The 25,971-nt window shown below is 34.2% G+C and carries 22 protein-coding genes and 1 other annotated feature; of the genes, 6 read left to right on the forward strand and 16 right to left on the reverse strand.

Annotation, left to right across the window (positions count from 1 at the left end):
- Both TA89_RS09945 and TA89_RS09950 read right to left on the reverse strand, forming a co-directional pair.
- Positions 1-484 (reverse strand): bifunctional 4-hydroxy-2-oxoglutarate aldolase/2-dehydro-3-deoxy-phosphogluconate aldolase (locus tag TA89_RS09945; RefSeq protein WP_040213079.1); only part of this gene is annotated, 484 nt, incomplete at its 3' end.
- Positions 485-547: 63 nt separating this feature from the next.
- Positions 548-3,535 (reverse strand): sigma 54-interacting transcriptional regulator, encoded by a 2,988-nt coding sequence (locus TA89_RS09950; RefSeq protein WP_040213081.1) that lies wholly within the window; start codon positions 3,533-3,535, stop codon positions 548-550.
- A gap of 256 nt (positions 3,536-3,791) precedes the next feature.
- Positions 3,792-4,008: a binding site (T-box leader), on the forward strand.
- 35 nt (positions 4,009-4,043) lie between these two features.
- On the opposite strand from TA89_RS09950, the gene proB reads away from it, so the two are divergent.
- Both proB and TA89_RS09960 read left to right on the forward strand, forming a co-directional pair.
- The gene (proB, locus tag TA89_RS09955; RefSeq protein WP_040213083.1) at positions 4,044-5,222 is read left to right on the forward strand and encodes a glutamate 5-kinase; all 1,179 of its coding nucleotides are present in this window, start codon (positions 4,044-4,046) and stop codon (positions 5,220-5,222) included.
- A complete protein-coding gene (locus TA89_RS09960; protein WP_040213084.1) occupies positions 5,215-6,462 on the forward strand; it encodes a glutamate-5-semialdehyde dehydrogenase in 1,248 nt (415 codons plus the stop codon). The genes proB and TA89_RS09960 overlap by 8 nt, the downstream gene beginning before the upstream one ends.
- Positions 6,463-6,516: 54 nt before the next feature.
- Here the strand turns inward: TA89_RS09960 and TA89_RS09965 are convergent, their stop codons facing one another.
- Together TA89_RS09965 and TA89_RS09970 are read right to left on the reverse strand one after the other, a co-directional pair.
- Positions 6,517-7,278 (reverse strand): SDR family NAD(P)-dependent oxidoreductase, encoded by a 762-nt coding sequence (locus TA89_RS09965; protein WP_040213086.1) that lies wholly within the window; start codon positions 7,276-7,278, stop codon positions 6,517-6,519.
- 242 nt (positions 7,279-7,520) lie between these two features.
- Positions 7,521-8,411, reverse strand: a complete 891-nt coding sequence (locus tag TA89_RS09970) for a LysR family transcriptional regulator (protein WP_040213087.1) — start codon at positions 8,409-8,411, stop codon at positions 7,521-7,523.
- Between the two features lie 125 nt (positions 8,412-8,536).
- On the opposite strand from TA89_RS09970, the gene TA89_RS09975 reads away from it, so the two are divergent.
- Positions 8,537-9,727 carry a coenzyme F420-0:L-glutamate ligase gene (locus tag TA89_RS09975; RefSeq protein ID WP_040213088.1) on the forward strand — a complete coding sequence of 397 codons (1,191 nt, stop codon included), beginning with the start codon at positions 8,537-8,539 and terminating at the stop codon, positions 9,725-9,727.
- Between the two features lie 175 nt (positions 9,728-9,902).
- Entirely contained in the window at positions 9,903-10,661 is a 759-nt protein-coding gene (locus tag TA89_RS09980; protein ID WP_040213090.1) for a MerR family transcriptional regulator, read from the forward strand.
- A gap of 182 nt (positions 10,662-10,843) precedes the next feature.
- Here the strand turns inward: TA89_RS09980 and TA89_RS17720 are convergent, their stop codons facing one another.
- Genes TA89_RS17720 through TA89_RS09995 form a run of 3 tightly spaced genes read right to left on the reverse strand, consistent with a single transcriptional unit; the run spans position 10,844 to position 12,628 of the window.
- A complete protein-coding gene (locus TA89_RS17720; protein ID WP_052447416.1) occupies positions 10,844-11,608 on the reverse strand; it encodes a YfjL-like protein in 765 nt (254 codons plus the stop codon).
- Positions 11,609-11,612: 4 nt separating this feature from the next.
- Positions 11,613-12,143, reverse strand: coding sequence for a hypothetical protein (locus TA89_RS09990; protein ID WP_052447417.1), 531 nt, complete (start codon positions 12,141-12,143; stop codon positions 11,613-11,615).
- A complete protein-coding gene (locus TA89_RS09995; protein ID WP_147590108.1) occupies positions 12,140-12,628 on the reverse strand; it encodes an RNA polymerase sigma factor in 489 nt (162 codons plus the stop codon). Before TA89_RS09995 ends, TA89_RS09990 begins: the two co-directional genes overlap by 4 nt.
- Positions 12,629-12,863: 235 nt before the next feature.
- On the opposite strand from TA89_RS09995, the gene TA89_RS10000 reads away from it, so the two are divergent.
- Positions 12,864-13,868: a 3-oxoacyl-[acyl-carrier-protein] synthase III C-terminal domain-containing protein gene (locus TA89_RS10000; protein WP_040213093.1), complete on the forward strand. Its 1,005-nt coding sequence runs from the start codon at positions 12,864-12,866 to the stop codon at positions 13,866-13,868.
- 44 nt (positions 13,869-13,912) lie between these two features.
- On the opposite strand, the gene TA89_RS10005 is transcribed toward TA89_RS10000, so the two are convergent.
- The 9 genes from TA89_RS10005 to ahpC all read right to left on the reverse strand — a co-directional run bounded on the left by TA89_RS10005 (position 13,913) and on the right by ahpC (position 24,296).
- Positions 13,913-14,275, reverse strand: a complete 363-nt coding sequence (locus TA89_RS10005) for a hypothetical protein (protein WP_040213095.1) — start codon at positions 14,273-14,275, stop codon at positions 13,913-13,915.
- 184 nt (positions 14,276-14,459) lie between these two features.
- Positions 14,460-15,587, reverse strand: coding sequence for an aldo/keto reductase (locus tag TA89_RS10010; RefSeq protein ID WP_040213096.1), 1,128 nt, complete (start codon positions 15,585-15,587; stop codon positions 14,460-14,462).
- Between the two features lie 14 nt (positions 15,588-15,601).
- Positions 15,602-16,015, reverse strand: a complete 414-nt coding sequence (locus TA89_RS10015; RefSeq protein WP_040213098.1) for a DUF1893 domain-containing protein — start codon at positions 16,013-16,015, stop codon at positions 15,602-15,604.
- Between the two features lie 128 nt (positions 16,016-16,143).
- A complete protein-coding gene (locus TA89_RS10020) occupies positions 16,144-17,562 on the reverse strand; it encodes a PTS transporter subunit EIIC (protein ID WP_040213099.1) in 1,419 nt (472 codons plus the stop codon).
- Positions 17,563-17,736: 174 nt separating this feature from the next.
- Complete coding sequence (locus TA89_RS10025; protein ID WP_040213100.1) at positions 17,737-18,576, reverse strand: MurR/RpiR family transcriptional regulator; 840 nt, start codon at positions 18,574-18,576, stop codon at positions 17,737-17,739.
- A 331-nt stretch (positions 18,577-18,907) separates the two neighbouring features.
- On the reverse strand, positions 18,908-21,109 hold the full coding sequence (locus TA89_RS10030) for a sensor histidine kinase (RefSeq protein ID WP_040213101.1): 2,202 nt from the start codon (positions 21,107-21,109) through the stop codon (positions 18,908-18,910).
- The gene (locus TA89_RS10035) at positions 21,084-21,788 is read right to left on the reverse strand and encodes a response regulator transcription factor (RefSeq protein WP_040213103.1); all 705 of its coding nucleotides are present in this window, start codon (positions 21,786-21,788) and stop codon (positions 21,084-21,086) included. Before TA89_RS10035 ends, TA89_RS10030 begins: the two co-directional genes overlap by 26 nt.
- A gap of 225 nt (positions 21,789-22,013) precedes the next feature.
- Positions 22,014-23,696 (reverse strand): FAD-dependent oxidoreductase, encoded by a 1,683-nt coding sequence (locus TA89_RS10040; protein WP_040213104.1) that lies wholly within the window; start codon positions 23,694-23,696, stop codon positions 22,014-22,016.
- 36 nt (positions 23,697-23,732) lie between these two features.
- A complete protein-coding gene (gene ahpC / locus TA89_RS10045; RefSeq protein ID WP_040213105.1) occupies positions 23,733-24,296 on the reverse strand; it encodes an alkyl hydroperoxide reductase subunit C in 564 nt (187 codons plus the stop codon).
- Between the two features lie 379 nt (positions 24,297-24,675).
- Between ahpC and TA89_RS10050 the strand changes: the two genes are divergently transcribed.
- Complete coding sequence (locus TA89_RS10050; protein ID WP_040213106.1) at positions 24,676-25,929, forward strand: MFS transporter; 1,254 nt, start codon at positions 24,676-24,678, stop codon at positions 25,927-25,929.
- Positions 25,930-25,971 lie beyond the last annotated feature (42 nt).

Below are 25,971 nucleotides of genomic sequence, written 5' to 3' on the forward strand. Positions count from 1 at the left end.
CATTTTTTTCATTTACTCCTCCTACTGCCATGAGCTTTAAGTCCTTTAACGGCGCTTTCACACCTTTAAAAAACTTTGGTGTAACAATATCTGCAGGGAAAACCTTGATTATATCTGCGCCTTTTTCATAGCTTGTATATATTTCAGTGGGACTGTACGCACCGGGAACGCTTATAACGTTATGGGCTTTACATATATCTATCATTTTGTCAGTGAACATCACAGGGGACAAAGCAAATTTAACTCCTATGTTAATCACATCTCTTAAGTCTTCTTCTTTAAGTACCGTTCCTGCCCCAACCACCATTTCTTCTCCAAATTCTTCTATAATCTTATTTATTATAGCCTTGCTGTCTTCCTGTCCCAAAGGTATTTCCACGGAGTTTATTTTACTTTTACTGAGAATATTTACTATATCCCTAGTCTGCTTATAATTAAAACCTCTTAAGATAACAGTTATCTTAGGGAATAAATTTAAATCCATTTGATTTTCCTCCTTTGGCTCTTTATGTTCCTTGCTTATTTATAAAGCATAATTCATGCCAAATCATTGGTACTTTTTGTGTTCTAAAATTTTTTTTAAAAAATCTTCGGTATTTACTGCATTTCTAAGAGCCATAAGTGCACTTTTGTCAGTGATTATGTTGTATATATCATTAAAATACTTTTTAGAATCTTCATTTAATGCAAATAAGAACACTAAATCCGCTGACTGCTTATTTTCCCATTCCATAGGACTATTCATTTTTGCAATGGCTATAGCAGGCTTTCTAACATACTGAGGGTCACCATGAGGAAGTGCAATTTCTCCTTCCATAAGGGTTGATCCTTCCATTTCCCTTTTATATACAGATAATAGATAATTCTCATCTACATACCCCTTCTTTAGTAAAAGGTTTGAAAGCTTCTCTAATAAATCTCCTTTGTTGCTTAATTGAGAATCGAATAAAATTAAATCACTGTTTATGATTTCTTCTAAAGCTCCTCTTTCCTCATTATTTTTCATTAATATTCTTTTTAAGCTTTTTAAGCCATCTTCTTTAACTATATGTGCCAAGGGAAGAAACGGTACATTTTGTATTTTGGGATTAATTGTGCCAATAACGGATAAAATATTATACTTTTTCTGAATTTCATGTATGGTTTCTTCAATATTTTCCTGTTTTATCATAGACACCGGTATCACTTCAATGTTTTTATTGATTTCACGTAAAAGGTCTTCAACATATTTTTTTGCTGTTAATGCTGCACCTTCTCCTGTTATGCATATAGTTACCACAGCCCCTGGAAGCTTCTTACTTTCCTCAGATATATCTATTCCAGAATATGCACCGTATTTATACAGATACTCATATATATCATCAACACTACACTCCGGAAGCATGGCTTTTCTCACCGCTTCTATTACCATCACAGTGTCTACCCTTCCTAAGGTTCTTACCTTAATACCTGCTTCCTTAGTTATCTTTTCTCCAAAGCTCAGTAAAGACCCCATATCCGCTAATATAAGTATTCCTTTGCCTTCATCTATATGAACAGCTGTGTCAAGAACTCTTTTATAAACCTCCATGGGATTTTCCTCCAAGGACATTTCAATTCCTACTGCATGGTTCACCCCCATGAGCCTATTAGCAACTTCAGCCATGGCACAAGCGATATGCCCGTGGCTTAGCACAATTATTCCTATTTTTGCTTTTTCAGAATTCTTATTTTTAGAAAAGTTTTTAAGATACATAGCAATAAAGGCAATCTCCTCTTTAGGAAGGGTTATATTTATATGTTTATTAATTTGTTCAGCCATTATTTCTGCTGTTTCATATTCGTAAGGCATTTCAATTATTACCTTGCTTGTCTGTGGATTTATAATGTCCTTACCGGCTTTTATCCTTTCATAAGCAGCGCTTAAGTGTATTGCTAATGAGAAGTAAAAGTTATCTTGGAGGGATCCTATCCTTTGCTTAGCTGTTTCAACAGCAACCTCTGCAGCATAAGCCACTTCTTCTCCAACTATTTCCTTAAGCTCTTCTTTTGAAGCAGCAGGTACAGTTTTTATATTTTGAGCAAATTTCTTAAGCTCTATATCCACCTGCTTTCCTACTACTTCATCTATTTCTTTTTTATTAAGGCCTTCTTCTTCAAGATTTCTATATTTTTCTTCAATAAATTGATATATCTTCTCAGGAAGCACATACCTGTCTTCCTTTGAATGGGAAATCCCTTTGTTATCAGGACTTGCTATTAAGCTGTAATCAATATACTCCTGTATTTTTGAAAATTTATTATTATATTTGGAATAATTTATACTTACGTTCTTTGGTAGTTCATTTAAAGTAATATGTATATTTTCCTTTTCCTCGCTCATATAGCTTAAAAACCCTCTGGCACAGGCAACCTGTATATCACTTCTCAGCTGTCCGACATTGCCAGGACAATCGTACAGCATCAAGGCTGCAACACAGTCTGTATCTATAACCAGAGTCCTTCCTATCCTAAAGCTCTCCTGCAGGAAAAAATCTTTAATTATATCATATCTTTCTGAATATGGCCTTTCCTTTAATGATGGGAGTTCTATTACCATGGGAACCCTTCTCCTGAAGGTTAAAAGAAGAGAGGATTCAGGATTTTCAGTGGTGGCGGCAATAAGCATAAAGTTTACACTTCTAGTATTTTCAGACTCTCCCATACGTCTAAATTGACCCTTATCAAGAAGAAGAAATAATATTTCCTGACCCTCACTGGGAAGCCTGTGAACTTCATCTAAAAATAGAATTCCACCATCAGCCTTTTCTACTAATCCCTGTTTAGCACTGTCAGCTCCGGTAAAGGCTCCCTTAACATATCCAAAAAGCTGTGAAAGGAGAAGCTGAGGATTGTCCGAATAATCAGCACAGTTAAACACTATAAAAGGAGCATCCTTAGGAAGCTTTCCGGAATTTACTGCAAAAGAATACATAGCCTCTGCCATTTGGCTTTTCCCTACCCCTGAAGGCCCAAGGATAAGGGTATGCAGTCCAAAAGGAGGATATAATACCGCAGCCTTTGCCTGACTGATTTGAGTTTTTAAGCTGTTTCTGCTTCCTATGAGCTTATGAAAGCCCCTCTCCTCTTCATAATGAAGGTTATCTTTATTTAGACTGCCTTCATCTTTCTTAGAAAAGTTATTTTCTCTTCTCTCTTTTTCACCTTTAACCTCAGAAATTTTTACTTTATTTGTTATATCCGGATTACCCGGTAACAGCTCTTTTTTTAATTCCGCGGCTAACCTTCTTGACAGCTTAAATCCTCTATCATTTAACAGCTTGGTGAATTGCCTTTCAGATATATTATCATCCTTCTTTAATATCTCTTCAGCTTCACGCTTTAAAATATCTCTTCCTCTTTCCCTGGAATCAGGTATTTGATTTTTCTTTCTCAGTTGTGTTATTTTATCCCTTCTTACCGATAAAATTTCAGATATTTCCTCATCAGTCATTGGATTTTTTTTATCTTCACTTTTTATTAAATCTAAAAGTTCCTTTAAGCTCACTTCAGTCATAACTATCCCCCTTATTTATATAAAATTAACTGAATTAGATCTTTAGCTTCTATCACCTCCATAACTAATTATTATAATTTAATTTAATTATATTATAATTTAGATTATTTTTCTTTTTAATATAATCCTGTCTATTTTTCTGTTTATCTGTAGTTATAAATTAAATAAATAATTAATTACAGTATCTTGACTTTTTTCTGATGCAATGCTATCATTCATGTTATTAAATGCAGAGATTAATAATCAACTATATAAAGTTAATGCTATGATTGGGAATAGTAGAATTTTAAAAATCATAAGAGAGTGAGGCTCACCGGCTGCAAGGCCTCTTGATTTAAATATTTGAACCCGCCCATGAGTGCCAATGATGAATTGGCCGGTTTTACCCGTTAAAGAAATTAAAGAGGATAGGTCTTTATTTTTTATGGACTTATCAATTAAGGTGGTACCACGTAAAAGCTTTCGTCCTTAGGATGAGGGCTTTTTTTTGTTTAAAGGAGGTATTTAATTGCATTGCAGAGGAAAAAAACTCATAGTAGTAAAAATAGGAACAAGTTCTTTAACAAATACTCTGGGAGAACTTCAGAGAGAAAAGATTCAAAGCCTGATAGAAAAAATTCATAAAGTAAAAAAAGAAGGACACAGTGTGGTTATAGTCACCTCCGGTTCTATAGCTGCTGGCTTCAGGCGTTTAGGCTACAACCAAAGGCCTAAAACTATTCCTGCGAAACAGGCTGCAGCCTCTGTGGGACAGGGACTTCTCATGGAGGAATATACAAAACAGCTTTGGAAATATAATTATATAGCAGCTCAGATTCTCTTAACCAGAGGGGATTTCTCTGATAAAAGGCGGTATAAAAACGCAGCAAATTCACTGGAAATACTGCTTAAAAAGGGTGCCATTCCTATTATTAACGAAAATGATACCACTTCTATTGAAGAACTTAAATTTGGAGATAATGATACCCTCTCTGCTAACGTTGCAGGGATGATTCACGCTGATTTATTAGTGATTTTAACTGATATAGACGGTGTTTACACCTCAGATCCCAGGAAAAATCCTTCTGCTGAAAGAATAGAAAAAATTGAAGTTATAACTCCGGAACTGGAGGCATTGGCTGGCTCTGAAGGAACCAGCGTAGGCACAGGAGGTATGCGTTCTAAAATATCCGCAGCTAAAATAGCTGTTATGGCAGGAGTACCTGTAGTAATATCCTCTGCAGAAAAGGAGGATATTTTATATAAATGCCTTCAGGGTGAAGCAGAGGGCACTTATTTCACTGCATGTAAAAGAAATTTAAATACTAATCTTCAATGGATGGCTTTTTATTCTAAATGTAAAGGAAAGCTTTATGTTGATGAAGGAGCAGCGGAGGCTTTGGAAAATAAGGGTAAAAGCCTTCTTCCCAGCGGAATAGTAAAGATTCAAGGAGATTTTAATGCAGGTGATGTGGTGGAGGTTTTCATAAGAAAAAATGGAAGCTTAACTGAAGCCTCTACAAATAAAAAGAAAGCTTATTTAGGTAAAGGAATTGTTAACTACAGCAGCGAAGAGCTCCAAAGGCTTAAAGGATGCTCCTCGGAAGATATTTATCAAATAGCAGGAATAACAAAAACCGAAGCCATTCACAGGGATAATTGGCTTGGAAATATCAAAGTAGAAAAAAGGAGAATGCTAAATGAATGAGTTGATGGATAAAGCAGTTAAAGCAAAAAATGCATCAAAAAAACTTTCCCTTTTATCAAATGAACAAAAAAACAATGCGCTTTCAGCTATATCACAGGGATTAAAGGAAAGTATTAATGATATTTTATACTCTAATAAAATTGATATAGAAATGGGGAGAGCTTCTGGACTTTCAGAGGCGATGATAGATCGGCTGGCACTTACAAAACAGCGTATTTTGGATATTGCTTCCGCTGTAGAACAGATAGCAGACCTTACGGATCCTGTTGGAGAAGTTATTGAAAGCTTTGAAAGACCTAATGGATTGATTATAGAAAAGGTAAGAGTGCCTTTAGGGGTAATAGGAATAATATATGAAGCCCGCCCTAATGTAACTGTAGACTGCTGTGCCCTGGCTATAAAAACCGGAAATGCTGTTATTCTTAGAGGAAGCTCCAGCGCTCTTAATTCCAATAAAGCATTAATAAAAGTAATTAAGTCAGCCCTTAGAAATACAGATATCCCCGAAGATTCAGTACAGCTCATAGAGGCTGAAGACAAAGCAGTTGTAACCTCTATGCTTAAGCTTAATAAATATCTGGATGTTATAATTCCAAGAGGAGGAGTATCTCTTATCCGCCATGCAATTGAAAACTCCACCGTTCCTGTAATTGAAACCGGTGTGGGGAACTGCCATATATATATAGATGAAGAGGCTTCCCTTCCTATGGCTGTAGATATTGCAGTGAATGCAAAAACCCATCGTCCTTCAGTATGCAATGCTGCAGAGACATTATTAGTCCAAAAAGATTGGGCAGAAAAACATCTTTCCAAATTAGCTGATGCTTTAACTAAATCCGGAGTGGAACTTCGAGGCTGTCCTCAAAGTTTAGCTCTTTATCCTTCCATGAAAAAAGCCCAAGAGGAGGATTGGGAAAGGGAATATTTAGACTTGATAATGGCTGTTAAAATAGTTAAAGATGTTCACGAAGCCATTTCACATATTGATAAATATGGAAGCAGACATACAGAAGCTATTATTACCGAGGATAAGGAAAATGCTGAATTGTTTATGCAGATTGTAGATGCAGCTGCAGTGAATCATAACGCCTCCACCCGTTTTACAGATGGTTTTCAGTATGGCTTCGGAGCTGAAATAGGAATAAGTACTCAAAAGCTTCATGCTCGCGGACCTATGGGCCTTAAAGAGTTAACCTCATATAAATATTTAGTTCATGGCAACGGACAAATAAGAAATTAAAAATTGTGCCAGGCATCTGACAATGTCACTTGTCAGGTGCCTGGCACCTTGATTTTATGGTCTCATACCGCTTCCGCCCTGAAGTGAAATAGTTTCTCCTGTGATATAATCTGCATCTTCTGAAGCTAAAAATACGCAGGTTCTTCCAATATCCGTTTCTGCATTTCCATATCTTCTCATAGGTATATCCTTAATAGTTTGAGCGTATAACTCGGGGTACGCCTCGCTCCAAGCCTTAAGGGTTTCAGTAAAAGCAAGGGGACAAACTACATTTACATTTATTCCAAACTCTCCCCATTCTCTTGCAGCAACCCTGGATAATCCCCTTATCCCCTCTTTAGCCGCTGCATAGGAGGACTGCCCCAGACGCCCAGCTATTCCCGCGCCGGAAGCAAAATTTATAACCTTCCCCTTTACTTCCTTTAAATAAGGAAAGCACTCTCTCATATAAAAAAATGTAGCGTATAGACCTGAATATATAGCTAAATCAAAATCCTCTACAGTGTGGTCTACAAGCATCACTCCTGATTTGGATACCTGCGCATTGTTTATAAGTACATCCAGCTTTCCAAATCTCGCTATAACTTTGCTGACTACATTTTTTACCTCTTCTTCCTTACCTCCATCAGCAGGTACTGCAAGAACATTAATTCCATAATCCTTTTCTAAATTGTACTTTGCATTTTCCAGTGTTTTTTCTGTCCTGCCGGTAATAGCCAAATCTGCTCCTTCCTTTGCAAATGCCACAGCTACACCGTAACCTATGCCTTTCCCTCCACCGGTAATAAGCACTACTTTTCCATTGAATTTTCCCATTATAATCCCTCCAATATAATTTTAGTTAATTTTTTAACATTTATTCTGAAATAAAAAAAGCTTAATTATATATTTTCTTTTAAATCATTGGTTTTAATGTAAATATAATTAATATTTACTATTATTTTCAAAACAATTATTGTTAAAATTATATCATTTATACAAAGATTTGGCAATATAAAGCATACTGATAAGTCAAAAACTAAGGATTAGTAAAACCCTTAGTTTTTAATTATCTTATATTAAGTTAGCTTTCTTTCCAATAGCTTAATGAAATCTTCTGCTGCTATAGAGGCTGACACTCCCTTAAGGGTGCATATTCCTATGCTTCTTTTGGGTATCTCCTCTGAAGCATGAATTTCAAAAAGTTCTCCGGTTGTGAGGTAGTGCTTAGAGAACTCCCTGGTAACACAGGAAACTCCAAGATTAATCCTTGCAAATTCAAGAAGGAGATCATGAGAACCAAGTTCTATTTCCGGTGTTATCTTTACACCTCTTGACAGCAGAAACCTCTCCACATAATTTCTGGAATTTGAGGTTTTCTCCAAAAGAACTAAGGGAAGTTTAGAAATTTCCTCCAAGGTCAATATATTATTCTTTAATTGCTTAAATCTTTCCCCTGCTACAAAAACATCATGAATTTCCATGTATTCCTTTATATCTATAGTGTCGTCCTCTATGGGAAGATTTACAAAGGCAATATCAATTTTCCCTGCTTTTAAAAGAGAAACAGTTTCTCTGCTTGTTCTGTTAATAATCTGAAGCTTTATCTTTGGATGCTTCTTATTAAACATTTCAAGGTAAGGAATAAGAAGATACCTTGAAATAGTATCACCTACTCCTATTTTAAGTTCTCCCATCTCAAACTCCTTAATCTTTTGTATCTGCTTTTCCGCTGTATCAAGTAAAGAAAGTGCATTTTCAACGTATTCATAGAGCATTTCTCCTTCAGAGGTCAAGGCGACTTTTTTATTGCTTCGTATAAATAAAGGTATCTCAAGCTGATTCTCCAGGCTTTTCACAGCTTGACTAACAGCACTTTGAGTAATATAAAGCTCCGCAGCTGCTTTTGAAAAGTTCATTTCCTTGGCAGCATGATAAAAGATTTTATAATATTCCAGTTTAATATTCATATTAGCTCCTCTAATTATATATATTAAATTTATTAATTTTACTAATGCAAATAATAACATTATAATAATAGGGTAGCGATAAATCAACATATTAAGAATAAAATTTAATTTTAAGGAGAGCAGCCATGGAAAGATTAGTAGGAACTGTATCAAGAGGAATCAGGACACCCATTATACGTGAAGGGGATGACCTTAAAAAAATTGTAGTAGATTCTGTATTAAACGCTTCAAAAAGCTCAGGCTTTGAAATAAATGACAAAGACATCATAGCTGTTACAGAAGCTGTAGTTGCCAGAGCTCAGGGTAATTATGCCAGTATTGACGCTATTGCAGAAGATATTAATTCCAAATTCGGCGACGAAACCATAGGTGTAATCTTCCCTATTTTAAGCAGAAATAGATTTTCTGTCTGCCTTAAAGGAATTGCAAAAGGTGCTAAAAAAATAGTTTTAATGCTAAGCTATCCTTCTGACGAGGTAGGAAATCATTTAATAGACATAGATGACCTTGACGAAAAAGGAATCAATCCATGGACAGATATATTAACAGAAGAAAAATACAGAGAGCTTTTTGGTTACAGAAAGCACACCTTTACCGGAGTTGACTATATAGAATATTATAAAGAGCTTATTCAAGACGCTGGAGCAGAAGTAGAAATAATATTATCAAATAACAGCAAAACAATATTAGACTATACACAAAATGTCCTATGCTGCGATATTCATACAAGACAAAGAACTAAAAGAATACTGAAAGCAGCAGGAGCATCTAAGGTTTATACCTTAGATGAAATATTAACCTCCCCTGTAAAAAGCAGCGGTTATAATGAAAACTATGGACTTTTAGGCTCTAACAAAGCAACTGAGGAATCCGTTAAACTCTTCCCCAGAGATTGCCAAAGCTTTGTAGAAGATGTGCAAACTGCTGTTAAAAACCTTACAGGAAAAGATGTAGAGGTTATGGTATATGGAGACGGAGCCTTCAAGGATCCCGTAGGTAAGATTTGGGAACTTGCAGATCCTGTAGTTTCTCCAGGTTACACAAAAGGCTTGGAAGGCACACCTAACGAAGTTAAGTTAAAGTATCTAGCAGATAATAACTTTGCACATTTAAAGGGAGAAGAGCTTAAGAAGGCTATATCCGACTATATAATAAACAAGGAGGAAGACCTTGTGGGAAGCATGGTATCCCAAGGTACAACTCCAAGAAGATTAACGGATCTTATAGGTTCCTTATGCGACTTGACCTCAGGCAGCGGAGATAAAGGAACACCGGTAGTATTCATTCAAGGATATTTCGATAATTACACAAAATAAAAAGTCAGCAGGCTGATGTACAAGAAGTATACACTTCAGTACATCAGCTTTTTTATAACATAGATTCTTTATTAAAAATTAAAGACAGTGTTTTCATTTTAAAAATTTATCATAAAACACTGTTGACATTAACCTTACGTAAAGGTTTATTATTAATCTATCAGGAGGTGATTATATGGAATATACAGTGCAGCAGCTTGGAAATTTGGCAGGTATAAGCACAAGAACTTTAAGATACTACCATGAAATAGGGATTCTTAAGCCGGCAAGAATCAACAGCTCAGGATATAGAATCTATGGAGAAAAGGAAGTAGATAAGCTTCAGCAGATTTTATTTTACAGAGAGCTTGGAGTAGGTCTTGAAGATATTAAAAAAATTGTGGATTCACCTGATTTTAATGCTTTAGCTGCCCTTAAAGAACACCAATATAAGCTTCTTGATAAAAGAAAACAGTTAGACTTATTAATTGAAAATGTGAATAAGACCATTGCATTGTCAGAAGGGAGAATTAAAATGTCCAATAAAGAAAAATTTCAGGGCTTTAAAGATAAACTCATAAAGGAAAATGAAGATAAATACGGAGAAGAAATAAGAGAAAAATATGGAGAGAAAACTATTTCTCAGTCCAATAAAAGGTTTAAAAACCTTACAGAAGAACAATACAATAAAATGGAAGCCATAAACGAAGAATTATTTAAAATCTTAAAAGAGGCATACACTACAGGTAATCCTGAAGGAACCCTTGCTCAAAAAGCAGCAGATCTTCACCGTCAGTGGCTAAGCTTTACCTGGCCCTCTTATTCAAAAGAAGCTCATGCAGGCCTTGCTCAAATGTATGTGGATGATCCAAGGTTCACTGCCTACTATGATAAGGAGCAGCCCGGATTAGCAAAGTTTTTGAGAGATGCTGTTTTTGTATATACTAAAAAATAGCCAGTATCTAAAAAATAATTTAAAATAAAAAATGTATCATTTAGAAGAGAATTTATTTGCTCACTTCTGTAAATTATAAGAAAAGAAATAGGGCTTCTTAGGGGAGCCCTATTTTTTAATTAACACTTAAAATCATACCAATTTATAGAATTAACCTCTCTGCTTTTCCAATACCTTCTAGATTATTTGGCATTATTTTTAACATTCACAGTAATGCCGTATTTGCCTTCTGGCTCCTCTACTGCCTGCTGAATCATCTCTTGAAGCCTTCCGCTTTCAATATGCTCAGCAGTTACCCTGTTTACCATGATATAATCATCTTTTCCTTCACAGTATAAGTCGTAGTATATAAATTTACAGCTATTTTCCTTAAATATCCTGTGAGCCTTAGTTAATAGCCCTGCAGCATCTTCAAGGGAGGCATCTCCCTTTTCAATGCGAATTAATGCACTGGCTTCTAAAGGAAGAGATTTATCAAAATCCATCCCCAGTTTAATAACCTCGCTTTTTCCTTCATATAATCCTTTTTCATACATAACCATAGAGGTATTTCCGTAAAACTCCTCCTCCTTTGAAAGAAGAGATCTTAGGTAGGCTGTATACTCATTTTCAAGTCTCTGAATAACATTAAATTTACCTATAACATCACTTGCATAGCTGTCTCTTATTTCGCCTTTTCTGTAGTACACAGAAAAATGAATATCAATATTTTTTGAATCCTTAACCCTGGACATATACTCCCCAAATTTAAAATTATATCGAGGTCTTTCTACCTTTAAATCCAGAAAGGAATAATTTCTATCTATATAACTGTTGATCTTCTTTTGAGCAATATAAGCGGATACAGGATTTCCCACAAAGGAATTAGTTATTGTAAGAATACCTGCTATTAAAACAAAGGCTGTACAAGCAGCGAGAATCTTTAATATTAACCTTTTAGTTTTCATAAAATCATTCCTCCTTTCGAAAGGCAAACTTTAAAAGCATACCTATCAGTATTCCTACAAGTACTAAAAAAGTATAAATTCCAGAATACATGAATGCTCCATAAAAGATTTCAGGGTAAAAATCTTTTTCCATAGCCGCCTGTATAAACTGCCAAAAGTAAGATAATATAAATATTCCTACCGGAACTAAATACACTTTATTTTTTAATGTAACTACTCCTATTGCTCCAAGAACAGGCATTATTAGGAAGTTGTAAAACATACCGAAGGAATTTGTCATTGCTATTCCTAATATTGAACCTATGATCAAGATTATCATTGAGGTTAAGGTCATACTCCTCTTAATTGCTTTTATTATTTTAACATCATCTATATCTCTTTCTGTTACAGGTTTGGAAGATATGCTTTCAAGCTCTTCCTTACAGTTTTCACAAAAGACTGCATGTTCTTTAACTAATTCAATACTATCTTCACTTGCTACGCCATCCTTTACTAAAGGAATTAAATCTTGTATAACTTCACGGGTTATTTTCAAAGGTATCCCTCCTCTTCAAGCTTATTTTTAATCCATTTTTTTGTTCTAAAATCAATAACTCTGGCTGAGCTTTCTGATATTGCCAGTTTAAGGCTTATTTCGTTATAGCTTACTCCTTGTATCCTAAGTTTAACTATCTCCTGTGTTCTTTTTTCCTTTAATCTTATGAGCTCTTCTATTTTAACTGATATTTCTTCAGTAATAAGATTATCATCAACACAGTCTCTCACATAAATCTCCAGTAAATCATTATATTCTAAGTTGGATTTTTCACTTCTCAAGCTTTGAAGCCATAAATTCCTCGCTATGCCTAAGAGCCAGGTCTTTACAGAAGATTGACCTTTAAAATTATTAATGGAAGAAATAGCTTTTATAAAGGTTTCCTGCAGCAAATCCTCTGAGAGTGACTGATTATGGGTAAGATTTAATAAATAATAGTAGATATCTTTCTTATATTCCATATATAATATTTCAATGTTTTTCACCTTACCCCTCCTCTCATAAATTAGTCACATTTAACTATAAAATGTTACATCCTTTTAAAAAAATTTATTGTATCACTCTATTAAGTATAACAATTCTGTGGAATATCAGTAATAAAAAGATTTCTTATTATACTCACGACGGTTATTCGATAAAAATCACTATCTTATTACAGCTTTTGATATACTTATACGATATTTATATTGGTAATTAATTTAATGTTAAGGAGTGTAATTTATGGGATTTACAAATGTTAAAATTATTGGTACAGGTCTTTCTCATGGTGACAATGAGATTTCTAAGGAATTTTTTATAGACCACTTTAGAAAAATGGATGTAGAGATTGAAGGGCTTTTAAACCATTTAGGAAAAACAAAGGTATATAGAGTCAGCGATGAAAAGGATAATTCTATTACCTTAGCAGAAAAATCATGTATGGAAGCCTTAGAAAACTGCAATTTATCAGTATCTGACGTAGACGCACTGATTTTTGTAACAGATACACCGGAATATCTATTCCCAAGCAACGCTATGTACCTTTCTAACATATTGGGAATGAACAATTTAAAAATGGGGTATGATATTAATTCAAATTGCACAGGCATGTTACTTGCCCTTGAGCAGATAACCCAATATATGAGAAATAACTCCAAGCTCAACAAAGCTATAATAGTAGGTTCTCTTCATATAAGCAACGTATTAAAGGAGGATTGTTCCGTATCTTATCCTACCACCAGCGATGCCAGTGTAGCATTGGTACTAGAAAAAGTCGTTGAGGAGGAGCAGAGAGGATTTATTTCATCAAATTTCTGCACCCATATTCAGGAGGCCAAGAATATACTTCTTCCTCACTGCGGATTTTCTCATATCTACGATGAAGATATAAATGTAAAAGAAAAAAAGCTTAATTGGAATCCCTTTGATTTTTCGCACTTATCAGGAACCTGGAGCAAAATTATTAAAGAGCTTCTTATGGAAAAAGATCTATCCGCCGACGATATCAACTGGTATATATTCTCTCAGTTTTCCAAAGCTGACGGGGTTTTAGCTATGAATAAATTAGAACAGCCTATACATAAAAATTTGTTTTATGGTCATGAATTCGGTTATACAGGTTGTACCAGTCCATTTTTGGCTTATCATAATGCATTAAAAGAAGATAAAATTAAACCCGGTGATAGAGTAGTTTTAACCTCAGTAGGAGCAGGCTCAAATATGGTAACCCTTTATTATATTGCATAAAAAAACCCTTTGCAGACATATAATCTGCAAAGGGGGTTTTTATTTTAGATTAAAGAATAAGCTTCTTTTTCATCTTTTACAAATTTAATAAGATTAAAATTAGGAATAGCTTTCCCTATTCTTTCAATCTGCATTTGAGCAAGTACAAACTCCACCTTTAATGCAATTCTCTTTTTAAAGGGAGTTTCTAAATACATTTTAATTATATTGCTCATATTATCAGCAACTTCCGGTGAAGAAGGCTTTAAATCCTTTGTATTGATTAATAAGCTGTACTCACTGGTATTTACTGATTTAGCCTTAGCTAAAAATTCCTGTTCAAACTTTTTTGCTTCGTCCATGTTAAAGAAACCTTCTGCAAATGCATAAAATACTTTTTTCCCACTATCGATTTTAATTTCAAACATTTCAATTCCTCCTAATATTAGAAATATAATCACACATAATATATCGGAAGAAATATAGAAAACAATATACCTATTTTTTAAATTATAGTTAATTTTAGTTAAAACTAATGTCTGTTTTTTTATTGTAAAACTCTACATAACTACAATTTTTATGGTTAGCTTACATATTAATACAAATTAGACTTTAAGCTTTTTGAAAAGCCTCATGTATTTTAGGCATAATTTCACTGGTTTTTATGTCCTGAGGGCAAACCTTTTCGCACTTTTTACATTTTCTGCAGCTGTCAGCCTTAATTTCTATTTCTTCATACATAGCTTTAGCTGCTTCAAACTTAGAAGTGGCTGTTTTGTTATATGCCTCATATATTTTCGGTATGTCTAATCCAAAAGAACAGGGCATGCAGTAAGAACATTTTGTGCAGGGCACTAAAGCCATATTATCATAAACAAATTTCGCCTTCTCAAACATTAATTTTTCTTCATCCAACAGCATACCTTTGTCGCTTCTATCTGCATAGTTAATATTATCTTTTATCTGGTCCATGGTTCCCATACCGCTTAATAGAAAACTTACACCATTAAGATCCCATAAGAAATCCAGCGCCCATTCTACCGGTGTCTTTTTAGGGGAAAGAACTTTAGAAACCTCTACAGGAGGATCTGCAAGCTTTCCACCTAGTAGAGGCTCCATGATGATGACACCCAATCCTTTTTCTGCTGCATATTTTAATCCTTTTATTCCGGCTTGGTTGTCCACATCTATATAATTTAACTGTATTTGGCAGAAATCCCATTTGTCATAATAATCTATAATTTCCCTAAAGGTTTCATAATCATCATGAAAGGAAAATCCTATATATTTTATCTTTCCCTGCTCCTTAGCCTTTTCCAACTTTGATATAAAATCAAATTTAAGTACAATATCCTTCCATTTACTTTTATTCACTGCATGAAGTAGATAAAAATCAATACAGTCGACCTGAAGCTTTTTAAGCTGTTCCTCTAAAATTTCTTCAAATTCCTCTTCTCTTTTTATTTTATACAAAGGACACTTGGTAGCCAGATAAACCTTGTCCCTATAGCCGTCTTTAAGGGCTTTCCCCACTAAGACCTCGCTTTGCTCTCCATGATAGGGGTAAGCCGTATCTATATAGTTTACTCCCTGGTCAATGGCATAACGCAGCATTTTAATGGCTTCATCCTCGATAATCTTAGGGCTAAAAGGCTGATTGTCATAAGTAGGCAGCCTCATTGTCCCAAAGCTCAATGCAGATATTTCCAAACCTGTATTTCCAAACTTTCTATACCTCATAGATATCCCCCTTACTATTTCTTATTAATAAAATCGCTTAATACTTTAAAAGCCTCCTCATCCTTTCTAATATCCATTACTTTCTGTTCCATCGGACATATTCCTGTTCTATCCCTGTTAATGATATAAGGAACTAAAGTGTCGTATTCTACTTCAATGTCATAATCTTTGAAAACCCATAGAGCATGTTCGCTGAGTATAGGAGTATATGCTTCTTTAATCCCACCGTATACTAGCAGCAAGGCTGCTGCCTTTCCAATAACCTTATCAGCTATAGATGCATTCTCAAGGAGTTTTCCCCCATGGTTAATCCAAGTTAAAATAGGCTTAATGCCTCTTTCTGATGAATAATAGTATTTTCCCTCTTTTAAAACTGCACATACTACATTATCCTTTTTCAGTTTGTTTTTTAATTCCTTTGAAATCATTTACACTTTACCTTTCATAAATCCTTTTCTTGTAATATAAGAATTCTTTATTCTTAATATAAAATATTATACTAAAAAAAGACACCTAAGAATACTAATATCCTTAAGTGCCTTTAAAATCAATTTACTTATTCTCCGTAAATTTCAGCTATTCTCTTATGGTCAACTCCAAAGAACCAGGTTAATACAAATCCTCCTGCATAAGCAGCAAGCATTGCTATAACATAGCTCATCTGATTACCAGGCTGTACTATAAGAAGACCAAACAATCCTGATACACCCTGAGAAATTGTCCCAATTTTAAATAATGAAGAAAGAACTCCACCTACTCCTGCGCCTAAGCATGCAGTGATGAAAGGTCTTCCTAGTGGCAGGGTTATAGCATACATCATTGGCTCTCCAACTCCTAATACACCTATTGGCAGAGAGTCACGAGTCAATCTCTTAAGCTTTTGGGATTTAGTCTTTAAGTATAATGCTAAGCCTGCACCAACTTGTCCACCACCTGCCATCATAAGGATTGGAAGCAGATAGTTTACACCCTTAGTAACTCCTGCAGGATCATTCAATATAGCATGAATTGGTGTCAACGCCTGATGAAGTCCAACGGATACCAATGGCAGGAAGCTGGCTGAAAGTATATAACCTCCTATTACGCCTAAATCTTGATATAAGAAGTTAAGCACTGAAACAATACTGGAAGTCAGTAATGCTCCTAATGGCTGTAATATTATTAATGATATAAATCCGCCTATTAGTAAAGTGAATAATGGAGTAAAGAAAGTATCTAATAAATCAGGCATATATTTACGTATAAGCCTTTCTAAATAAGCAACTAAGATTCCTGAAATCAATGCTGCAAGCAAACCACCTGCTGCAGGGTTGAATACCTTTCCAGTAAAAGGCAATATAACCTTTGCTTCATTAAATGTAGCTAATAAAGGCATAGCTGCATGGCTTACTGATAAAGCACCTATAACAGCACCTAAAACCGGTGAACCCTTAAATTCTTTAGTTGCATTCATAGCAACTAATATTGGCAGATAAGCAAATAACGCCCATCCAAGAGTTCTGATTAATTCATACCACCAAACACCACTATAAGCTCCCTTGGTAGAAACATTTATAACATTAGTAAGTCCGTTTATTAATCCGGCAGCAATGATGCCTGGAAGCAATGGTACGAAAATATTAGCAATGTGTTTCAAAAACACCTGTACAGGACTAGTTTGCTTAGCTTTGTTTTCCGCTTTGTTTTTCTTTGTTAAATCCTCTAGATTTTCATCTACGGAACCTAAAGATAAACCTGTAAGCTTTGAAAACTCTGCGCCTACCCTGTTAACTTTACCTGGTCCGAATACTATCTGAAGTGTATCAGATTTTACCACACCAAGTACACCTTCAACCTTTTTAAGGTTTTCTACATTAACTAAAGAAAGGTCTTTAACTCCAACTCTAAGTCTAGTCATACAAGTAGCATTTCCGGTAACATTTTCTTTACCGCCCAGTAGAGCCAGAACTTCTTTAGCTATTTCTGCATAATTCATTTGAACAACCCCTTCCATAATATGCTATTATACTTTTAATTATATACATTGATACACTAATGTCAACAATATTTTAAATAATGTTAACAAATAATGAAATTTTGTTTCAATCATTAAAAATTACTTCATAAAGTACAAAAAAATAAATTCATTTAACAAAATGAATTTATTTTATCATCTGAATGTATCTAAAACCAGTTCTCTGGTTTTCATAATATGACGCTTGGTTTTTGCAAAATCGTATTTTGCTACTCCTAAATATAAAAGATCTGTAATTATAAAAGATGAATCCCTTGAAGAAATTGCTCCATACCTTATATCTTTTTCTTCAGAGGGTATATATAGAGGTATATCTACTATTTTAGACAGATTATTTTTATTATACTGTGTTATTCCTATAGTAACAGCACCATTTTCCTTAGCCTGTCTCATTGCAGAATTTACCTCTCTTGTATTTCCTCTATAGCTTATTGCTATAGCAGCATCCTCCTTGCCTATTCCTACAGAACTGGCCAGCTGTACATGGCTGTCTGCCTGATGTATTGCCATTACATTAATTCTGGAAAACTTTTGTGCCAGATCCTGAGCTATAATGCTTGAATTCCCTACTCCGAAAAGATATATTATCCTTGCTTTTCTCAAAGCTTCAATTGCTTTTTTTAAATAGCTTATATTTACCAGCTTATATGCTTCATCAATAGTAGCATTTTTATAATTTGCTGTCTTTTTTACCAGCATTTCTATAGTATCATTATCTCTTAAAATATCGTCTATTTCACTGCAATCCTCTTCATTATCCCTAGCTATCTCCATCTTTAATTCCGTAAAACCTTTATAACCCACCTTTTTGGAAAAGCGAATAACAGCGGCAGCAGATGCCCCCACCTTATCTCCGAATTCTTTCGCGGATATACTTATAACCTCATCTTTATTTTCTAATATGTAATTAGCCAATTTAGTTTCGGTGTTTGTATAATTAGCAAATCCCTTTTTAATTTTATATAAACAGCTCATATTTACTCTCCACTATTTAAGGTATTTTATTCAAATATTATATTATAAATCATTATTTTAGTTCAATGTATATTTTAAACTTTTAATTTGTATAACCTATTACTATTAAGCATTATACTATATGATTCAAAATAATACATCTCTTTGTTATTTAATATTTTTTATCAACCTCAAGCTCACTGCATATATTATTAGCTTAATCTAAAAATCAAATCAGCATAGCAAAAGACAGCACCTGAATTGCTATGCCGCCTTTATACAAGCAGTTTTATAACCTTAACCATCTGTTATAAAAGGTGCATATCAAACTTTATAAGTACTGTCTTTTATATTAAATAGTAACTATAGCTTTAAACAAGTCTCCATCCACTTCTATATTTAAACTGCCATTATGAAGCTCTATTATATTTTTTGCAATGGCAAGTCCTAAGCCTGAGCCTTCAGTAGACCTTGCTTCATCCCCTCTTTTAAACCTTTCTGTTATCTCCTCTGCATTAAAGTTCATTTCATAAGATGAAATATTTTTTATTATAAGCTGAGCCTTACCTTCTAAATATGTTAAGTCCACATACACTCTGCTTCCTCTTAGTGAATACTTTATAGCATTAGAGATTAAATTTGCAAATACCCTGTAGAGCCTTACACCATCAGCCATAACATAGACCTTATCCTCTGGAAGATTTATTTTAAATATCAATCCTGAATCCTGTATCTTATTTTCAAATTCAGCCAGAGTCTGGTTTAATAAGGACTTAAGTTCCAGCTTTTCAATATTGAGTTCCACTGATCCGGTAGCAGTTTTAGCAGCTTCAAATAAATCTTCGATTAAAAACTTTAATCTTTCTGCCTTCTTATCTATAACCTTTAAGTAATCTACGGCAGTTTCAGGACTTATATCCTCTTTTTTCATTAAATCTATATAGCTTATTATTGAAGTAAGAGGAGTTTTTAGATCATGAGAAACATTGGTAATAAGCTCCGTCTTCAGCCTTTCACTCTTTAATTCCTGTTCTACAGCAGCTTTAAGTCCCTGTTTAATATTATTTATATTTTCTGCTAAAACTGCTAAATCACTGTTTTCTCTTACCTCTATCTTATTTTCCACGTTTCCTTCAGCTATTTCTTTTGAGGCTTCTATTATTTCATCTAAATATTTTGACCGTCTATATATAATAACTGCTGCGATTATTATAATTATGCTGTAAAAAGCAGCTAGCCCCGCCAGTGCTACTACTGAAGCATCATATATACCAAAGAGCAGAATAATCAGTACTATACCGAAAAAGGGTATTAATAAAAGCAGAGAGGTTAATAATAAAATTCTTCTTCCTATTGGCTTATCGGCTAGGAGTCTGATTATACACATATAGGCTTTTTTAATTAAAGCAGAATTCATGTAGTCTTTTTTGTTTTTAATACTACCAAACAAAAACAAGCTCATAATTATTACAAATAACAGAATGAAATTTTCTACATTCAATATGCTGTAAAAGGGAAAATATATAAGCGGATTCATAGTGTTAAAGTACAACACCGTAAGACATATAAGCATTCCTGTCAGCATGATATCAAAGGGAAGCTTACTAAAACCCTTTACTAGGCTCAATTGAAATGCTCCCTGATCATGATAATTCTTTTTTAACATCATTACACCTACTATAGACAGAGGAAGAAATAATCCTACAAGCAAAACTTCTGTAAAAAGCATATTTTCAATTTTGCTGTAGTTTCTATATAAATATTTTAAATTATCCTCTTCACCATATAGAAGCCTTTGCTCATCAATAGCAAACCTGGCAGTGATACCTTCAGGAACATCAATATAACCATAGTTTGTAAAGCTTCTTGTTATATTTTCACCCAAATAATATACATTGAATCCCTTATCTTCAGCTTCTATATAAAAATCATAATCTCTAAATATATCCCAATTTACAGGCTCATTCTGGATTTTAAACTCCTGAAGATTAGAAAACTCTTCATTTGTAATCAAATTTTTAGTATAAAAAATTATACTTTTATTTGCTCCCTTAATACTTTCCTTACGACTTTCTTTACTTTCAAGCTTATCCTTTACTATTTTTTCTTTTAACTCATCATTGGTAAAATCCATACCTTTTTTCAGCTCTTCAATCTTCTGATTTTTTTCATTAATAAGTCTTTCCTTTTCCTTTTCTAAGCCTTCATTTGTGTAATAATTTATGGCATCATTATATTTATAATCTAATTCATTGATTTTATCGTTAATTTCATATGTAAGCTCTCTTCTCTTTAACATAAGGTCATCCTCTGTTACACTTTCCTTATCATAATGAAAAACACAGCTTATAAAGTCATTTACTAAAGAATTTATATAAGGGGTAGTATTATAATTTAAATAAAAGCTTTTTTTATCACGATATTTAGAATTATTAATTAAATCAAAGGATGACAGCAGAGTAAGTACAATAGATATTGCAGTAATAAAAAGAATAATTCCTCCTCTGTTTTTTTTAGGTTTATTTTTATCAGTATTTTTCAATTTTATAACCAATCCCCCACACCACCTTTAAGTATTTTGGTTCCTTTGGATTAATTTCTATCTTTTCTCTTATCCTTCTTATGTGTACAGCCACAGTGTTGTCGGAATTATAACTGGGCTCATTCCACACTCTTTCATATATTTCCGGAATAGAAAATACCCTTCCTCTGTTCTTCATCAAAAGCTCAATAATTTTATATTCAATAGCTGTAAGCTTTGCAGGCTCTCCATCTACAGTTACTTCTTTACTGCTGTCATCTAAAACTAACCCTCCGTTTACAATTACATCCTCATTGGCTGAAACTGCAAAGTTTCCCAAGGAGGTATATCTTCGTAGCTGAGATTTAACCCTGGCTATAAGTTCTAAAGGATTAAAAGGTTTTGTAACATAATCATCTGCTCCCATATTTAATCCCATTATCTTATCAATGTCCTCAGATTTGGCAGAAAGCATTATTATTGGTATATTTTTATTTTCTCTTATTTTCAAGGTAGTCCTTACACCATCCATCTTTGGCATCATTATATCCATTATTATTAAATGTATATTTTCTTCATTTAATATCTCTAAAGCCTCCAGTCCGTCTGCAGCTTTGAAAACCATATACCCCTCATTTTTCATATATATTTCAATAGCTTCTCTTATCTCCAAATCATCATCCACTACCAGTATAGTAAGCTTATCCTTCATGAATAGTCCTCCCTCCAAGACTTGAACTGAATATTACAAATATATAATACCCTATTCATATAATTTTGTAATCCTCAGTTATACTCTAATATTAACAATAATATCTTACAAAAGTGCTGATGCAATTCTTACATTTTTCTTACGGATTATAAATCTTAGTATATGATTTATAATAAAAAAACACCGCTGAAAAATTCAATTTTCAGCGGTGTTTTTGCTATAAAATTAATGATTTTCTCCTATAAAGCTCAGTATCTGATCGATGTTCTTCTTTCCGAAGGTAACATCCTTATCATTTAATACCATGCAGGGAACGCTCATAATATCATATTTTTCTTTAAAATCAGGATAAAGGGAAAGATCAAACATCTCAGCCTCTACATTTTTATTTTCTAAAGCAATCTTTTGAGATGCCATAACTACCTCAGGACACATGGTACAGGATAGAGAAACAAACACCTTCATATTTATAGGCTTATCTATGCTTTCAATGTTTTTTCTGGTCTCTTCATCAATAGCCTGTCCAGGGCCTGCTGCATTATAAAGAGCTATTATAAAGGAATTAAATTCATGACCTCCAGGAACTCCATGGAACTGTACTCCTAAGTATTCATCCTTGTCACTGCTTATTAATACTGATGGATAGTAAGAAACAATCTCCTTAAACTCCTCAGCTTCTTTATCATCTTTATTAATAAGCCTGCAGGAAACCTTATGGGATAAACCTTCCACTTCCTTTAAAAAGCTTTGAAGCTCTTTTGAAGCGTCTCTTTCGTCTAAAATTGCAGTAATCTTTACACTGCTTTGGAATTTATCGAAGATAGGTTTAAGCTGTTCTGCCATAGCTGAGGTTATGAAGGAACCATCTTCACCCTCTGGTGAAGAAACTTCTGTATTTGCCTGAGCAATTAAATCAGGGTCATCCTCCGGTCTCTTTACCTCAACCTCTTTCTTCTCTAATCCAAGCTCCTCGTATTTATCTGCTATATATTTTTCAAGAGCAGTAGCTGCTGTGGCTCCATCTGAAACAGCTGTAACCACCTGGCGGAGATTTTTAATACATATATCTCCTGCTGCATATACTCCTTCCACATCTGTCCTCTGATTTTCATCAGTTATTATATATCCCCAATTATCTAAAGCCACGTGACCTTTCACCAGTGAAGAGGCTGGGATATATCCAGCAAATATGAAAACACCAAAGCTTTCACCTGGATTTTCCGGACGATACTCCCAGGTTTCTCCCGTTTGGTTATTAATGAATTTTGCATATTCTAATTTTGAGCTTCCTCCCACTTCCTGAACTTCTGTGTTAAAGTAGATTTCAATACCAGGATTGGCCTTTACTTTATCTCCTATGGATTTTGCACAGGTAAATTCAGGCTCTCTTGCTATAATCTTTACCTTTCTTGCAAATCGTGTCAGGAACATAGCTTCTTCTGCTGCAGCAAACCCCGCCCCAACTACAAATATATCAAGGCCTGTAAAGAATTCTCCGTCGCAGGTAGCACAATAAGCCACTCCTCTTCCCTCAAACTCTTTTTCTCCTGGGAAGCCGAGCTTTCTTGGATTTGCACCGGTAGCAATCACAACTCCAAGAGACTCAAATTCTCCTTTAGAAGTTTTAATACTCTTGTAATCCCCTTTGAAGTCTACTTCTTTAACCTCTGCAAATAAAAATTCTGCGCCGAAGTTCATAGCCTGCTTTCTCATTTCTTCAGTCATAGCCTTACCGCTAGTCTTTTCAATACCAGGATAATTTACAACCTCAGAAGTAATAGCTATTTGTCCACCAATTGACTCTTTCTCTAGAACCAAAACGCTGTTTTTTGCTCTGGCTGCATAGAGAGCGGCGGAAAGCCCCGCAGGACCTCCGCCAATGATTATGATATCATAAAACTGACTCATATCTTACCTCCCTAAATAATTTAAGCCTGAAATATATTAGATTAAACCTACTAAATCAAGGCTTGGTTTAAGTGTCTTTTCGCCTGGCTTCCAGTTAGCTGGGCATACTTCATCTCCATGCTCCGCAACAAACTGTGCAGCCTGAACCTTTCTTAATAATTCCTGAGCATTTCTTCCTATATTTCCGGCAGTAACTTCATAAGTAACGATTTCTCCTTCAGGGTTAACTATAAAGCTTCCTCTTTCTGCTACACCATCAGATTCTATTAAAACTTCAAAATCCTTAGATATTGCATGAGTTGGATCTGCAAGCATTGGATATTGAATCTTCTTTATAGCTTTAGAAGTATCATGCCATGCTTTATGAACGAAATGAGTATCTGTTGATACTGAATATATTTCACAGCCTATGTTTTTGAACTTTTCATAGTTATCTGCTAAGTCTTCTAATTCTGTTGGACATACAAAGGTAAAGTCTGCAGGGTAGAAGAAGAATACTGACCATTTTCCAAGTATATCTTCCTTTGTAACTGTTTTAAAAGCATTTTCATGGAATGCTTCCACCTTAAAATCGTTTATTTTTTTACCTATTAATGACATATAAGTTACCTCCCTTTAAAATCAGTACAAACTGATAATGATTATTATTTTCTCTACGTGATTATTGTACCACAACACAATAAAATGTCAATTTCAAATTACAAATATATTATGTGATTTTATATAATTTTATATGTATTGGTTTATCCTTCTCATTCTCATAGTAGAAAACTATGGATTATATGATGTTTATATCAAAATACAAATCAATTTTTTAGCTCTTAACCTTTTCTTGAAACTCTGTATTCTATAATTATATTTTTACCCTTATATGTATTTATTTGATAATAGATTTATAATCATTTACAATTATTGTAATTAGATGAGGGTACTTATTTATTTGGAAGGTACCTTGATACTTAATTTTAGGGAGGGTTATATGTCACAGATAGAAACGGGCACAAATACTGGTTATAGGACTTTACTTACTGAAAAAGGCTACATGATGAACTTAATAGCTAACTTAATATCTAGATTTGGGGATTCAATTGACTCTATAGCCTATGGATGGATGATTTATGATCTAACAGGCTCAAAAGCGATTTTAGCACTGCTTTTTGGAATCAATGCAATTCCAAACATTATATTTCAGCCTATCGCTGGAGTATTTGTTGATTATTTTAAAAAGAAAAAGGTTGTAGCGCTCTGCGACATTGGAAGAGGACTTTTGGTTATATTAACTGCAGTATTATATTGGACAGGCTATTTGATGCCCTGGCACTTAATCCTGATAACCTTCTTCAACTCTACCTTAGAATCCTTTAGGACTCCCGCCAGCATATCCATGTTTCCTTACATATTGAGTAAAGAAAAATACTCTTTAGGAACAGCCTTTACTCAAAGCTCAAGCAGAGTGGTGGAAATTGCAGGCTTTGCAGCAGCTGGAATAATAATTGGTCTGGTAGGTATAAGCGGAGCTATTATAATAGATGGTCTAACCTTTTTAATCTCCGGAGCAATCATTATAAATATCATATATGGAAAAGAGAATATTAAGAAAAACTCTGATGGGTATACGGAATACTTCACCAATCTAAAGGAAGGTCTCGTATATTTCAGAAAAGATAAACTTATATTTAATATCTGCTTATTTGGAGCAATATTTGGAGCTTTACTGGTTCCCTTTAACTCTCTTCAAGCAGCTTATGTGGGAGAAGGCTTGTCAAGCGGTCCTGAGATTATCTCCCTCATGAATATAGCAATGACCATTGGAATGATTTTAGGTTCACTTTTTTACCCAAAGCTTGCAGAAAAATTTAAAGGAATATATATGTTTATAATCACCGGAATATCTTTCGGATTTATATATATCATTTTATCTGCCTTAACTATGATACAGAAGGAAGCACTTATCCCCATTATAACTATTACCTGCTTCACCGCAGGAGTTGTTGCAAGTATCTTTATGATGATTGTTAATGTAGCTTTCATGACAAAGGTTAATAAAGAATATATAGGAAGGGTTGCAGGCTTATTTAACTCCCTTGCCATGTGTGCTACACCTGTAGCATCTATGATAATCGCATCTATAGCTCCCTTCACCTCTATTTTATTTTTGTATGCAGCCTGCGGTGTTTTTATAATTTTACTTTTTGTTACTCAAATATTCAATAAGCATTTAAGGGATATTTAAAAAAATAGAACAAGCCTCAGAAATGTCAGGTGACTGGCACCT

Origin of the sequence: Clostridium polynesiense, assembly GCF_000820705.1 — a bacterium.
Classification (GTDB): Bacteria; Bacillota; Clostridia; order Clostridiales; family Clostridiaceae; genus Clostridium_AA; species Clostridium_AA polynesiense.